This window comes from Aquimarina sp. AU119 (assembly GCF_900312735.1).
In the GTDB taxonomy this organism is placed as follows: domain Bacteria; phylum Bacteroidota; class Bacteroidia; order Flavobacteriales; family Flavobacteriaceae; genus Aquimarina; species Aquimarina algiphila.
Genome location: NZ_OMPF01000036.1, coordinates 16,697 through 31,304 on the forward strand (window position 1 = coordinate 16,697; position 14,608 = coordinate 31,304).

12 protein-coding genes are annotated in these 14,608 nt (G+C 34.0%); all 12 read right to left on the reverse strand.

The window, feature by feature from the left end; translation table 11 throughout:
- Window position 1: 1 nt before the first annotated feature.
- Window positions 2-163 carry a DUF5908 family protein gene (locus tag DK442_RS28405; protein ID WP_160114369.1) on the reverse strand — a complete coding sequence of 54 codons (162 nt, stop codon included), beginning with the start codon at window positions 161-163 and terminating at the stop codon, window positions 2-4.
- Between the two features lie 3 nt (window positions 164-166).
- Window positions 167-655, reverse strand: a complete 489-nt coding sequence (locus DK442_RS26165) for a phage tail protein (protein WP_109438879.1) — start codon at window positions 653-655, stop codon at window positions 167-169.
- A 10-nt stretch (window positions 656-665) separates the two neighbouring features.
- Window positions 666-1,109: a phage tail protein gene (locus tag DK442_RS26170; RefSeq protein WP_160114370.1), complete on the reverse strand. Its 444-nt coding sequence runs from the start codon at window positions 1,107-1,109 to the stop codon at window positions 666-668.
- Window positions 1,110-1,217: 108 nt separating this feature from the next.
- Window positions 1,218-1,691, reverse strand: coding sequence for a phage tail protein (locus tag DK442_RS26175; RefSeq protein ID WP_109438881.1), 474 nt, complete (start codon window positions 1,689-1,691; stop codon window positions 1,218-1,220).
- A gap of 34 nt (window positions 1,692-1,725) precedes the next feature.
- The gene (locus DK442_RS26180; protein WP_109438882.1) at window positions 1,726-3,357 is read right to left on the reverse strand and encodes a phage tail sheath C-terminal domain-containing protein; all 1,632 of its coding nucleotides are present in this window, start codon (window positions 3,355-3,357) and stop codon (window positions 1,726-1,728) included.
- Between the two features lie 72 nt (window positions 3,358-3,429).
- Window positions 3,430-4,206 (reverse strand): hypothetical protein, encoded by a 777-nt coding sequence (locus tag DK442_RS26185; RefSeq protein WP_109438883.1) that lies wholly within the window; start codon window positions 4,204-4,206, stop codon window positions 3,430-3,432.
- A 36-nt stretch (window positions 4,207-4,242) separates the two neighbouring features.
- A complete protein-coding gene (locus tag DK442_RS26190; protein ID WP_109438884.1) occupies window positions 4,243-4,887 on the reverse strand; it encodes a DUF4255 domain-containing protein in 645 nt (214 codons plus the stop codon).
- Window positions 4,888-5,201: 314 nt separating this feature from the next.
- Complete coding sequence (locus DK442_RS26195) at window positions 5,202-5,888, reverse strand: bifunctional 4-hydroxy-2-oxoglutarate aldolase/2-dehydro-3-deoxy-phosphogluconate aldolase (protein ID WP_109438885.1); 687 nt, start codon at window positions 5,886-5,888, stop codon at window positions 5,202-5,204.
- Window position 5,889: 1 nt separating this feature from the next.
- Window positions 5,890-6,894: a sugar kinase gene (locus tag DK442_RS26200; RefSeq protein WP_109438886.1), complete on the reverse strand. Its 1,005-nt coding sequence runs from the start codon at window positions 6,892-6,894 to the stop codon at window positions 5,890-5,892.
- A 262-nt stretch (window positions 6,895-7,156) separates the two neighbouring features.
- Entirely contained in the window at window positions 7,157-9,199 is a 2,043-nt protein-coding gene (locus tag DK442_RS26205) for a carbohydrate-binding protein (protein WP_109438887.1), read from the reverse strand.
- A 141-nt stretch (window positions 9,200-9,340) separates the two neighbouring features.
- The gene (locus DK442_RS26210) at window positions 9,341-12,460 is read right to left on the reverse strand and encodes a carbohydrate-binding protein (protein ID WP_109438888.1); all 3,120 of its coding nucleotides are present in this window, start codon (window positions 12,458-12,460) and stop codon (window positions 9,341-9,343) included.
- A gap of 577 nt (window positions 12,461-13,037) precedes the next feature.
- Entirely contained in the window at window positions 13,038-14,603 is a 1,566-nt protein-coding gene (locus DK442_RS26215) for a hypothetical protein (protein ID WP_160114371.1), read from the reverse strand.
- Window positions 14,604-14,608: the final 5 nt, after the last annotated feature.

Here is a 14,608-nt window from a genome sequence, read left to right on the forward strand (position 1 = left end):
GCTATCTAAGGTTTTTCTTTTTCAATATTTTTAATACCTGTTGTACACATTCCTGTACCAAAGCGTTCTGTTCTTTTCCTGCAACCTGGGATGTTTCCGTATTAGATTGCTCCGTATCTGATACTACGGCTCTAATAACGATTTCTTTGATCTCAACAGCCATCTTTTATATCCTTATAATTTGAAATCGTGTATAGGCTAACTCCATAGTGTCAATAGCTACGGTATTGGATTGCGCATCCAGATCAGATACGGACCATTTTACCGGATATGCTTTTAGAAACATCCATCCTCCTATTGGAATACCTTCTTCATTAAATACAGTAACTAATACATTGGAAGGATTAAACTTAAATAATGAAAATGTCGCATTGAATTCTAAATTTAAAGGAGAAGGAATCTCACTTGTAACATATCCTCTTTCTAACACCAAATTGTTATAATTCATCATTTTTGGTGCGCGATGCATATGTAAATTTTCTCCACCTTCATTAATAGTTTCTAACTGTACATCTGTGCTGATACCACTCACTTTTTGAAACCTGAGATCAATAGGATTGGGAACTATCCCACCTGCCAAAAAGAACACTCCAAATCTGTGTGATAATGTGGGTTCCCGGTCTGCAAAATTGATTGCTTTTAAAACATCTAACATAGTGTAATCTTTAATTGTGTTTTATTCTTAAATCGTGAGCTATCAAATTCAGACTTTCAAAGGCGATTTCACTCGCACTTGCACTGAATGATGGTGCATCTAATTTGAAAGGTAATGCTCGGGAAACCTCCCAAATTATGATGCCCATCCCAGCTTCATCACATAGTTCTATTCTGATATCTTTTTTTTCTCCAGACTTGATCCAGTCATACAGATCACTGCGACGTTTGACGATCCCTCTTTTTAAGGTGATATTAATCGGTTTTCGTTGACCTCGAATCAAATGATCCCCTACAACCCAGCTAAAGCCGTGTCTGTATAATACATGGTCATGATCAATTTCTAATCCCGAAATCTCTGAAAAAGACATGATTTCAATCCCATTAATAGTTACCTGATAATTATAAACGGGTAAGGGATACTTTTCTATAATTCTTTGTTTGTCAATTGCCACGATTTGCTATCTTTTAGATATACATTAACCCTACACCTTTCTGAGTTGGTCTAGTATGAAATTAGAATATTACTTGTTTTACTATTTTGCTACGAATGACTTTAGCGACTATGCTTCTTCCATTGTGACTCTAGATGCCATTAGATCCAAAGATTCTATAGCCACATCGTTAGAACTAGCGTCGAAAGAAGGCGCTGTAAGTTTGGTAGGAAATGCATCGATGACCTTCCAACTTACCACGGTACTACCGGTTTCGTCTAAAAGATGTACTACAATATCTCTTTTGTCGATTTGGTTGAGTTGAATATCATTGATCCAATCATAAAAAACAGGAATACTTTTTCCTTTTACCAATCCTTTTTTCATAGAGATGTTTACCGGTTGTATCTGCCCAGGCATATACATAATATTAGGCCCTACTTTACCTCCTGTAGCAAAGCTTTCTTTATAGGTATGTGTTTCGAAAGATAGTTCTAGCCCTGATACTTCAGAGAAACTAATTGACTCTCCATTAATATCTACCCTATAATTATAAATAGGTAATGGATAATCTGTTTTTATTTGTGCTTTTGTTAACGCCATTTTTTTATTTTTTATATGTTTTCTTCTCTATAGATTAGGCCTCCTGTAGTTTGTGGGAGAATTTTAATATGATAAACTCAGCAGGACGTACCGCAGCAAGTCCTATTTCTGCAATCATTCTTCCATTGAGAATGTCTTCTTGTGTCATTGTTTTTCCTAAGCCGATATTTACAAAATAGGCTTGTTCTTCTGTGGCTCCTGCCAGACCACCTTGTTGCCAGATTCCATAAAGGAAACTTTCGATCATGGCCTTTACCTTTAACCAGGTTACAGCATCATTAGATTCAAAAACAGCAAACTGAGATGCTTTTTTGGTAGATTCTTCAATCATATTGAATAATCTTCTAACTGGTACATATCGCCATTCATTAGAATTTCCGTCCAACGTACGAGCACCCCATACCAAGGTTCCTTTACCTACAAAACCACGAATGGCATTGATGGATTTACCATTATTGGAATCTATATTCAATTGTTCCTGATCCTTGGATGTTATTTTCTTTACAGGTGCTATCACTCCATTTAAACTTACATTTGCAGGAGCTTTCCATACACCTCTTTCTCGATCTGTAGTTGCATAGGCACCTGCCACTGCTGGACTAGGAGGTAAGATGATTCGTTGTTTTGAGACTTCGCTCACTATTCTATTGTATAACTCGGATTGCGTTTCTTTGATAGCAAATAAATTAGTGTCTGCTCCATCACCTCCACTTACAACTAGATTCTCTGCTCTTGTATTCGATTTTACGAGCGCAGCGCTCTCTATTACAATAATGTCAAAATCACCCTTACCTGTAGAATCGTCCCAAGCTTCAATAACTTTAGATGCTTCTGTACCATCTCCTACATTGGTAATTGTCAATGTTGCTTCCTCAATACTAAAAGAGGGTGTATTACCAGATCCTTTGTTAATTTTTACTTTAGGATTATCTTGTGCAGCTGCGTTATATACGATAGTAATAGCTTCATCTATTTCTAACTTAATGGTTTCTTGTGCTGAAGAACCAGAGATGATCACATTTTCTTCTTGATACTTGTACGTAAGTGAAGTCTGTAAATAGGGTGTATATGCTGCCCCGTATTTTAGGTTTTTGGTACCAATACCGTTTCTAAAAGTTGCAGCTCTTTCATCCTTATTTTGGATATCAAAAATGCAAAACCTGTCTTTTAATTCCTGGCATTGACTTAAGGCAGTTTGGCATACCAAATGATAATCAGCTGGTTCTAATTGAGTGGCTTCCCCTAACATAATTAAGGTAGGTTCATCTTCTTTACTTACCGCTTCTAAACCTGCTATAAAAGAAGCCGAGTTAGGCGTATCCTCATAGCTCCCGATTGATACAATATAACAATCCCCTCCGCCGTTTTTAAAATATAAATCAATCGCATGATACAAAGTATGCTTCGGAGGAGTAACGGCTATATCATTTATTACTCCTTCGTTTACAGTTACATTAAAAGATGCAGACTGAGCACCTCCAAAAAGCTCTTTGAATTCCAACAGTGTGGATATTCTATAGGCGGTATTTTTGATACTCTCACCATTTTTTTCGGTTTTCTCAGTATATCCAATAAAAGCAGGTACTGCTGTGGAAACTTCTGCTACAGATTGTGGTAATAGAGGTACTTCCTCTGTATACACACCTGGTGTTGAAAATTTAGACATATATTTAAAGTTTTAAAATATTTATAATTAGCATCACGTAAATCGATGTGATTCTTTCGGTATGCTTTTTTCTTACTTAATTTTAATTATTTGAATACCGTTTTGTTCTTCTTTTGGATTTGGTAAATGGCTCATAAGCACATCACCATTTTTGATCAATTTGATATTTTTTATAGGTTTATTGCTGTAGGGAACCAAATCTTTAGACTCAAAAGCCTTTATTTGAGTATTGGGGAAATTTAATCGTAAGGAAGTTACAATCTGATCTGTAGTATTTTCGCTAATAATCATTTCATTAAAACTGATTTGCTCGTCTCTAGATTCTAATGTTATGTTTGGATCATCTGTATTAGAAATAAAGTAATACTTCCATTGTATAGCCTTAGCAGCAAACTGGATCTGGTATGTAAATGACATGCTATCTTCCTCTAGCTGCATTTCACTTCCTTTGATTTCTACTTTTGCCAGAGCAGGAAATCCCTGACAAGTTCCTTCCTGATCAATTGCACTAGCCACTAATCCAACTTGTTTTTTATGTAGTTTTTCATTGGTAAAAAGCATCATTTTACCTTCTTCTACCGTAGACATATCGGTAAATTCCCGAACCGTATCTGAAGTAGGAAAAATGTAAAAAGCAAATACATCATTCTGGATCTTTTCAGAAAAATCCGTGTTTTCTTTATCAATTCCAACAAGGCAACGTATTCCTGTAGTTGTTTTTTTAAGAAGCAATCCTCGTCTTTTTAAAAGCTCCTCTGTTTCTACTACCGGAGTGAGTACCAAATCGGCTGTTTCTCCCGTAAAATAAGAGTGTTCTATAGTAATAGAAAAGAATTCTTGATACTTCATCATCTTGTTTTTATCTCAGCTTTATCAGCTATTTTCTTATGCTTGGTTATTTATACTATTTTCTTGTTCTGTTTCCTCATCTTCTTTGGTTTCTGGAAGAGGGTATTTTTCGCCAATTGCCAGATTGATATCTTGTAGAGGAGTTCCCACAAATTCTATACTTTGCTCATCAATAAAGGATAGCAATCGTACTCTATACAGTACTGATGGCAAGTAAGAAGTGTTTAGAGAGTGCCAAACTTGATTTTGTTCTTCTAAAGGAAGTGAAATTAGTTCTACAATCAATTTCTCTATATTTTCCTCAGAAAGTTGCGGGGAGTTAAGTGGATTAAAAATCCTATTGACTTGAAAAAATTTGATTACGTGGGATAAAAATTTTAGCGCCTGATCATATTTACTGAACTTGGATACAAAAAGAATCAAAAGCTCAATTCTAATTTCGGGATTGGTTTGTGTTCTTATACCATCTCTTACAATTCCTGAATATTGATCGGGATTTCTAAATTTTCTATCTTCTGAAATATTGATAAGAAATGGAGTAATCTTATCATTAGTAAAAGAAACTGGATCATTATTACTCGTACTAATAAATTCTATTAAATCTGATTCTGTAGTTCCTACTACATTTTTAAAATACTCATTGAGCTTATCCTTCAAAACGCTTAATACAACATCAACCATAGCACACTATAAGTTTATTAATTTTTGTTGTATCAAAAGTAGCCCACGATGTCTTGTCTCTACTAGAACAAGTCCGCCAAATCCATAAAGATTTCCGACATGGCGATGGTAAAAATCCGACATGCTATAATATTTACGACGTTTGGCATTTAATAACGTAAGTTATTGTATCGCAGAGTAGTGAACCCGAAGAAATTGATCGATGATTAGAAGACAACGTATATTCTTAAAACACTCCGACCTATTGTTAATTTAATAAACATAAGTAGGTTAATAAAGCCCTTAGAACATTTTGATATATAAATTTCTACATCTTAGAGATTATTTGAAGGGTACAAACTTTTATTAGCTATAAGCATAGCGTTTTTTGTCAATTTAGTAATCGTTGGATAATCAAAATTATCATTTTCATCTTTGATCATTAAATTAGATCCGATCCCTACACAATATGCTCCGGCATTAAACCATTCTCTGATGTTACTTTCTTCTGTAGTAACTCCACCACTAGGCATAATATTTGTCCAAGGACACGGAGCTTTTACTCCTTTTATAAAACCTGGACCTCCAATTTGGCTGGCTGGAAAAATTTTCACGACTTCTGCTCCTAACTCTTCAGCATAATTAATCTCTGATAAGGTTCCGCATCCCGGAATCCATGCGATTTTTCTTCGATTACATACTTTTGCCATATCAGAGTTCAAAACTGGAGATACTATAAAATTAGCTCCGCTCTGCATGAAAAGAGAAGCTGTTCCTGCATCAACTATAGAACCAATACCCAATATCATTCCTGGAAGCTCTTTATTCACCCATTTAATTAATTCAGAAAAGATTTCATGTGCATGATCTCCTCGATTGGTATATTCGAAAACTCTGGCACCCCCATCATAACAAGCTTTAATAATTTTCTTTACAATGGAAATGTCTTTATTATAAAATAAGGGGATAATCTTAGTGTTTCCCATTACTTGTATTGTTTCTATTCTAGTATATTGTGACATGTTATCTTTTTATTCTTCCTGTTAAACTTCCATTTACAACCAATTCAATTTCATTTTCTGTAACTAAATTAGCATCGCCTTCTATAGTATGTTTTAAGGCACAAGCTGCATTAGCAAATTGTAATGCTTTTTGATCTTTATAATGTAATAATCCATGAATTAATCCAGCAGCAAATGCATCCCCTGTACCAATTCTATCTACAATATGAGTGATCTCTAACTCTTCAGTCTCATACAACTCTTTACCATCCCACATGCGCGATTTAATTTTATGCCAATTAGCATTAACAGAAACTCTTGTTTTATCAAAAACTCGGTTTATAGATGGAAAAGTTGACATCAGATGTTTACAACTTTCTACAAATCCATTTATATCATTTTCAAAATTAGTATTTAATAATTCATTTATTTCGTTTGGTCCTCCGATAAAAGTATCTGATAACCCTACCAATTCTCCTAATATTTCTTTAGGATTACCTCCATATTGCCAAAGATTTGCGCGATATGCAGGATCTGCAGATATAGAAATATTTTTATCCCTAGCAATTTGCAATGCTTTCTTTAATCCTTGGTAAGCTCTTTTTGACAACGCTGGAGTAATTCCTGTCCAATGAAACCAATCGCAATCATCAAAAGCTAAATTCCAATCTACTATTTCTGAATTCATCATGGCAAATGCAGAATGAGATCTGTTATAAGAAATCATACTTGATCTCATAACAGCTCCAACTTCTAAGAAATACAATCCCAAAGGGTAAGTAGAAGTCATAACCATACTTGTATCTACTCCATATTGATTTAAAAAACTTTTTGCCGCTTCACCAACAAAATCCTCTGGAACAGCAGCAACATGTTTTACTTCGTTTCCTAATTGAGCTAATGATATTACCACATTTACTTCGGTTCCTCCAAAATAATATTCCAATTGATTGGACTGAACTAATTTTTTGTTCCCTGGGGGTGAAATTCTCATTACGATCTCACCAAAAGTTATTATTTTTTTCATTCTATGTTTATAATTTTACCATCACTTTTTTGTTTTCCCTAAAAAAAGATTCTTCAATTCGGTTGATTTTTTATTAAAACCCCACTCAATATATCTTTCTATTTTTGATATGAGACATACAAAAGTTTAATTGTATTCAATTCCGTTGGGGGAAGAATATCACAAATAAATAATGCTTTTATACTTATGTTCTTCTACATATAAATTTTAAAAACTATATAAAAGTGGGGTTGAAAAATTAGTTATTCATTCATTGTATATATTAGTTTTTGATCAATTTTAAAGTTGATTTACTTTTATCTAAATTATCTATTACAATAAAATAAGCTCCTTTTGGTAAACGTTCTATATTGATCATATGATCATGGCTCAGTTTTTCCTCAATATATTTGGCTCCTTTTATATCATATACATGTATATCATGCTCAATTTCTTTGTTCAATCCTCGAATAAATACTGTTGCAGTAGAAGGATTAGGAAAAAGACTTAACGTTCTCAAATCTTTATTTTTACTAAGCGTTCTATTATTATTTATTCTGGTTAATGTAATTTTATCCAAATTCCATTGCCATGGATTCGTCCCAGATGCAAGCACTCGTACTGTATGATTTCCTGATGTCAAATTTGTTATCGTATTAGAAGATACTAGTGCACTATAATTATCCCACTGACCACTATTAGTAACATTATCAGTAGCTACTACAACACCATCGATTAATAACTGAACTTGAGCATTATTAGATGGAGTAGATATCTGATACTCAATTTTATAATTCCCAGAGCTACCTACATTTATTGTATATTCTGCCCAATCACCAGTATTGACATAATTGATACTAGTTCCTGTGGCGTTTACACCAAAGCCAGGACCTCCCGCATTACTATCATTATAAGTGCCTCCTGTATTAATAAAGTCTTCTGCCTCTATTACAATATCATCTGTAGTAGGGTTACTTGTTACTGTTACCGTAGCTGTCGTTGTAAATCCTCCATCAGTAGTATTCAGCGTAATTGTTGTAGTACCGTTTCCTATAGCGGTTAAAACACCGCTTTGATTTACGGTAGCTACAGAAGTATTACTGGAAGTAAAAGTCATTGTTTTCACAGAAGCATTCGCGGGAATCACAGCACCTGTCAAATAACCGGTTTCACCCACAGCCAAAGACAAATTATTTGGTGTTACAGTCACCCCAGTTACAGGAATAGTATTGTTAGATGAGATAGGTTTATATACCCGCAGCCAATCCACTTTCATAGTGTTTCTTGCAGGATCATTTAATTGAGCATCAGTTGGAGTACGACCAGCTAATACATGCCAATCTTGAGATTCTACATTAATAATAATATCCATTTCTTTTGTAAATCCATTCCCTCCTTGATAATTAAAAGGGTCTATAACACTTACAGAAGATGTATTACTTGCTGCTTGTAAAGTTTGAAATGAATAACTACTCCCAGTAGCATATTGTACCGCTAACTGAAATCCATCACTACCTGTATCCAGAGCTCCATTAGTCATGGTCGGATAGGTATAAAACCAGGTGCCATTTCTTTTTGTTGCAAATGCTTTATCATATAGAACTCTTACTAATTCTCCATCTACATAGTATTCAAAATGAAAAGGACTGATCCAGTTTACACCGATACGCACATATCTTCTATTACCATTATTCCATGACCATTCACCCCAATTATTTACATCTGATCTACTCCACCAACTATTGCGATCTCTTGGTTGGTAATCTGTAAATGGACTACGAACAAAAGAGTGATGACTTAAATGAATAAATTCAGAAAAAAATGCATTACCCTGCTCATCACCACCATAACATTCTATAATATCAATTTCTTGTGTATCATCAGGACTTAGTAACCAAACATCAGAAGCCAATACAATATCTGCTACACTTACATTTGCTTCTACATAAACTGGAAATTTCACTCTACTATTAGATGTTATACATCCAGCATTAACACCTGGCACTCCCAATTTTGCAGTACTAGGGTTTCTGGAGGCTCGTAGAACTAAATCACTTCCATTAACCGATACATGATTATGTTGCCAGTAGGTTGTACCTGGGCCATCCCATCCGTTATGATAAAAGTTATACCATTTATTACTTCCGAAACTTGAACGTTGATTCGTTTCATTAAACGTATAATTAAAACTATCTGAAGGTCCTTCTTGAAGTTCCCATATTTTACCTTGACCTGCGTTGGCAGGGACTGAAATCCCATTCCAATCTTGAGCTTGTAGTTGTAAAAAAACCAAGCAAAACGCAATTAATAATGTTTGTGTTTTCATATAAAAATGATTTGTGTTAGTTAAAATTTATTTTTGGTATTAACGGTTTTAAAAGTGTTGATATCGTTCTTTGATGATATCAACACTTTTAAAATACCTACTATGCAATATGGGTTTCTTAAATCTGAAAAATTATATCAATTAGTTTTTGATCAATTTTAAAGTCGTCCTTTTTCTTTCGGAATTATTAATAGTTAGGAAATAAACTCCTTTTGGTAGCCTCTCGATATTAATCATATGATTTTTGTCTAATTTTTGACCCAGATATTTGGCTCCTTTTATATCATATATATGGATATCATGTTCAATTTCTTTATTCAGTCCTCGAATAAATACTGTTCCTGTAGAAGGGTTAGGAAAAAGACTTAGTTCTCCTAAATCTTTATTTTTACTCAGCGTTCTATTGTTATTGTTTATTCTGGTTAATGTAATTTTATCCAAATTCCATTGCCATGGATTCGTCCCAGATGCAAGTACTCGTACCGTATGGTTTCCTGATGTCAAATTTGCTATAGTATTAGAAGATACTAAGGCATTATAACTATCCCACTGACCATTATTTGCAACATTATCGGTAGCTACTACAACACCATCGATTAATAGCTGAATCTGAGCATTATTAGACGGAGTAGATATCTGATATTCAATTTTATAATCCCCAGAAGTGCTTACATTGATTGTATATTCTGCCCAGTCACCATTGTTGACGTAATTGATGTTAGTAGCTGTTCTGTTTACACCAAGGCCAGGACCTCCTACATTAGCATCATTATAAGTACCCCCGGTACTAGTAAAAGTTTCGGCTTCAATTATTATAATATCTGAAGGAGGTGTGTTGTCATTTACAGTAACTGTGGTAGAGGAAGTAAACCCTCCATCTATTGTGGTCGCTGTTATAATTGCATTACCATTGGCGTTTGCAGTTACTATACCATTAGTGTCTACAGTAGCTATTGCTGTATTATTACTACTCCATGTTACATTTTTATTAGTTGCATTGGCCGGAGAAATAGTTGCAGAAATTGTAGAGTTTTGCCCGACATCAAGAGATACATTTGCAGGTGAAAGATTCACTCCTGTAACAGCAATAGGGTCGGGATCAGTACTGCCATCTGATCTACCAGGCTTCTTAGAGAAATCCCATGTTAATAAATTAACTATGTTAACTTCTCCAACATGTTGAAAATCTACAACAATAGTGTTGTTTGTTTGTACCAAACTTGCCGGAACTGGAATTTCTAAAGCTCCAAACCATTTTGACCTATTTTGAGTTTCTCCTCTCCAATCAAAAGGAGTTTCTATTTCAACTCCATTAAAAGTTAATTTATTAATAGATAAGAATCCATTCTCGGTTTGAGGTGCATCAAAAAGAGTAACGGTCATTTTTATCATTGCTTCGGCTTTGTCTGCATCAATAGGTACTGTAACATTATTTACAAAAAATGTATTATCTCCACTATTAATAGCTACTCTTTGATTGTTACTAACAGGTTCTCCGTAAAATTTGTTTTCTACTGAAGTTTGATTGATTGCAACTGCATTAGGTAATGTATATTTTAATATCATTGTTGCTTCTGATCCCAACGTAACTGATGATGGAATATTATTAGTAGTATTATCATCTAAAACAATATTTCTAACTCCTTCTAAATAAAGATGCTTTATACGAACACTTGTTGGATTATTATCATTATCCTCAAATAAATTCAAATTAATAGTCGTATTTTGTTCTTGTAGGTTATTTAAAATTAAGTACACTTCATTACCATCAACATAACTATCCACCTGTATATCAGGGTCTGAGGATTTAGTATCAACTCTTGTTCCATCAACATCATCCCATAATTCGTACCATTTTACAAGCTCACTATATTCCCAAACACCATCACCGTCGTCATCACGTAAAGTTTTATAATGATATACAACTTCTGGTATACCATCACCATTATTATCGATATCTCTAAACTGCGCTTTTAATAAGTGAAAAGGCATTGATAATTCGATATAATCAGGTCTTTCTAAAAACTGCATCATCATTGCACTAAAAGGTTTTAGGTTTTCCCAATCAAATCGGGTATCGTGTGGCATTGGATCCCATGAATTAGCAACTGCTCCATATTCAGAAATAATAACAGGCTTTCTATTATTTTTCCCATTCATAAATACATCGTACCATTCTAACATTTCTAAAGTAGCTTCCACATGTCCACCTGATCTTCTTTGTCCTCCTTGATTCTGATATTGAGGCCAATCATAAAAGTGCACTGAATAAAAATCCATATTATCACCAACTCTGTCAATAAATTCTTTCCAAATTACATCCCATTGGTACCATGGTGTATCTCTTGGACGATTAAATAAAGGTGTATCCACCTGGCTTCTTGCATATGCCTTAGCTACTTCATCTGCTGCTGTATTTCCATAAAAACCATCTACATAACTAGCTCTTGCAAAGCGAGAAATACCATCACCCCTAAATAGATCATGTAATCCCCAAGTCATACCTCCAATTTTAGGAGCACGATTACCTAATCTTTGTTTAATACCTTGAGCTACCAAATTGTGGTACTCCATAATATCTTCCCAACTTGACATCATAAATTGCCCGGTATTTAAAGGGAAATCAGGTTCGTTGATTACTTCCCAGTATTCTGGCATAACAACACCTTCTTGACTTGCGTTTTCAACAAAAAACTCTTCTAGATATTGAACCATCCAAGCTGCAGAAGTTTCTATGTCTTGAGGAATCCAGGTGAAACCATTTTCTCTTCCCCATGTAGATCCATTTAATCCATTTTCAAAATAAGAAAGTGTTGGATAAGTAGGATGTGGGTTAGTTCCCATTATTGCTCCTCTAGATTGCTCGTTCTTATATTTAAGCAAACCTCTGTCTGTTATTCTTTGCTGATACTCACCTTGCCAAAAATCTAATAATACAGATAAACTATCAGGATCATGATGTTGTCTGTTATTTTCATCTTCTGGTGAGAATTGATGTAAAAAAGATGCAACTCCGTTATCACGACCTAACTGCACATCTAGATCTTCGAACAAGCGTTCAGCTTTATCTAATTCTCCTTCCCATGCGTTTTCATAAAGACTGGAGTGCATGGTAATATGTCTTTCTCTTCCAAAATCAGATATTCCTCCTACAGAATGTTTGATATTTAGATTTACATCTACTTCTACATTTTGGGCTCTGTTTACTATGGGATATAATAAAATGAGGCCCATTACTAAATAATGATTAATTGTTTTCATGTTAAATACGTTTGTGTTTATATAATTTAAAGGGTTAATACGCAATTATGTGATATACATTGATTGTTAGTGAACTCTAGGTTGTTTATAATTCACCGTCTAAAAAGCGAATCGCTTTTTACTAAAATGGATATCATGGATAAGCTTGAGATTACTAAAAAGTAACTTCTGCGCTCTATTTTTTTAAATCATTAAACAGCTAAAACCAAAAGTAGATTTACTTCAATTTGCTCTCTAGTCTAGTTCAGAATAGACATTAGTTTATATAAACTTTTTATACCAAAAATGGATAAAAGCAAATTATAAGAGTAAAAAAATGAAGTCTTGTGGATTGGTTAACGTGCTATATATAGCGCGGTCCATAAGCCTTTTCTTAGGTTATAAGTGTTTTAAGAGTTTGTGTTAATAGGTTAATAATTTTATCAGTACTTATATCTTATGTATTTATAAATAATAGTTTTTTAAATCAGACATATATTGATTCATGATAAAAATGAGGTCACTTATAGTAAATAGTTTTTCTAATAAATAACCTCATTTTTCAGTATTCAAAATTGACTAAACAAATTTTATTTAATTAAGGCCTAAGAATTACTTCACTAACTGATAAATCATCAATATAAACTCTAAGATCATTATCATTGCCTTCATTTAAGAACCTAATCATTATCTCTTTAGGTCCATCAGAAGCAGTAGTGGTAATAATTATTGAATTAAATACCCACTCGTTAAGAGGAATATTAAGGAATGGAATTACTGGTCCTGCAATACTATAATTAGGCCCCCCTGTTTGATTAAAATAATATCTAAACTCTGGGTCAAATCCTGTAGTAGCACGATCAATACTAGTTTCTAAATACGACCAAACCCCTAGTTGATATGTTTTTCCTGTTTCAAATGGAAATTCTTTCCCTTGGTTATATATAACACTATTGGTATTAGCACTTGCAGTAACAAGACCACTGTTTATACCGGTATGAGCTCTTGTGTTATTCACTGTTAAAGTTGCATCAAGTGAGGTCCCAAAAGCAAATCCTCCATCTATCCAATCCGAAGAAAGTGAGTTTTCAAAACCAGGATCTGTTGTAGCAGCTGTTGCCTCTAGCAAATTTGGACTTTGTTCAAATATATTCATTGGTACATCAGTAAAACTATCTGATTGGACTCCATCAGCAGTGGATAGCCCTCCCGCTGTATATGAGACCGTTACCGTATCGTCTATATATATCAACTCTCCGTCTAAAGTAATATTCAAAATATTTCTTTCAGTAGGGTTAATACTTACACTACTAATTGTAGCAGGTATTACACTACCTCCATTTTCAATAGCAATAGAAAAATCTGTAGCATTAATTGTTGTTTCATCCATTTCTCTACTAAATTCGAGGGCTAGAGTACCATCCCTTTTTCCTTCAACATTACCTAATGTTACAGGGTCTGTAGAAGGAATAACTTTAATTAATTTTTCAAACGATATAGTATCACCTCCAAAAGGTCTTGGTGTATTCGCTATTACTTTGAAATCATATACTCCTATACGTTTATAAGACACATCAACCTGATTCATAGTACCTACCACTTCATCCGGATCTCCTCCATCCAGTGTCCAAGCAATATTTTGTGGTAAACCTACAGGATCAAAAGTGTAACGAACAGATCGACTTGCGATAACTTCATTTTCTACATTATTTGATAAATTAAGAGCAGCCCCAAGAGAACCATCTGGATTAATATAGTTTGCTTTTAGGTCAATTTTAATAGGCTCTAGTACAGTAACTACTATCGTTGTATCTAATTTGGTTCCTCTTTGTACACCATTTACGAATGCACTTTCTTCAAAAGTTTGAGTTAATGTTACATTATGTTGCCCAACTCTATTAAAAATGGGTTTTATCCTACTTTCACTAGATTCAGTAATATTAGCTACACCTTCTGGAATGCTCCAGGTTCTAGAGATAACACCTGAAGAAATGTCTCCAAATGAAAGAGAAGTATTCACACGTATAGCATTACCTTGAGTTTGCTCTGAAGTAAAGATTACTCTTTTACTCGGAATATCAGTATCAACATCATCATTTTGACAATTGGTCATCAAAAGAATTGTAGTGACCAAAAGCATTATTATTTTTAAATATTTTTTCATATCAT

Excerpts from the sequence above, each read along its gene's own strand:
- DK442_RS26185 (WP_109438883.1), bottom strand. The coding sequence starts at position 4,206 with ATGAAGTATCAAGAATTCTTTTCTATTACTATAGAACACTCTTATTTT.
- DK442_RS26190 (WP_109438884.1), bottom strand. The coding sequence starts at position 4,887 with ATGGTTGATGTTGTATTAAGCGTTTTGAAGGATAAGCTCAATGAGTAT.
- DK442_RS26180 (WP_109438882.1), bottom strand. The coding sequence starts at position 3,357 with ATGTCTAAATTTTCAACACCAGGTGTGTATACAGAGGAAGTACCTCTA.
- DK442_RS28405 (WP_160114369.1), bottom strand. The coding sequence starts at position 163 with ATGGCTGTTGAGATCAAAGAAATCGTTATTAGAGCCGTAGTATCAGAT.
- DK442_RS26200 (WP_109438886.1), bottom strand. The coding sequence starts at position 6,894 with ATGAAAAAAATAATAACTTTTGGTGAGATCGTAATGAGAATTTCACCC.
- DK442_RS26215 (WP_160114371.1), bottom strand. The coding sequence starts at position 14,603 with ATGAAAAAATATTTAAAAATAATAATGCTTTTGGTCACTACAATTCTT.
- DK442_RS26165 (WP_109438879.1), bottom strand. The coding sequence starts at position 655 with ATGTTAGATGTTTTAAAAGCAATCAATTTTGCAGACCGGGAACCCACA.
- DK442_RS26205 (WP_109438887.1), bottom strand. The coding sequence starts at position 9,199 with ATGAAAACACAAACATTATTAATTGCGTTTTGCTTGGTTTTTTTACAA.
- DK442_RS26210 (WP_109438888.1), bottom strand. The coding sequence starts at position 12,460 with ATGAAAACAATTAATCATTATTTAGTAATGGGCCTCATTTTATTATAT.
- DK442_RS26175 (WP_109438881.1), bottom strand. The coding sequence starts at position 1,691 with ATGGCGTTAACAAAAGCACAAATAAAAACAGATTATCCATTACCTATT.
- DK442_RS26195 (WP_109438885.1), bottom strand. The coding sequence starts at position 5,888 with ATGTCACAATATACTAGAATAGAAACAATACAAGTAATGGGAAACACT.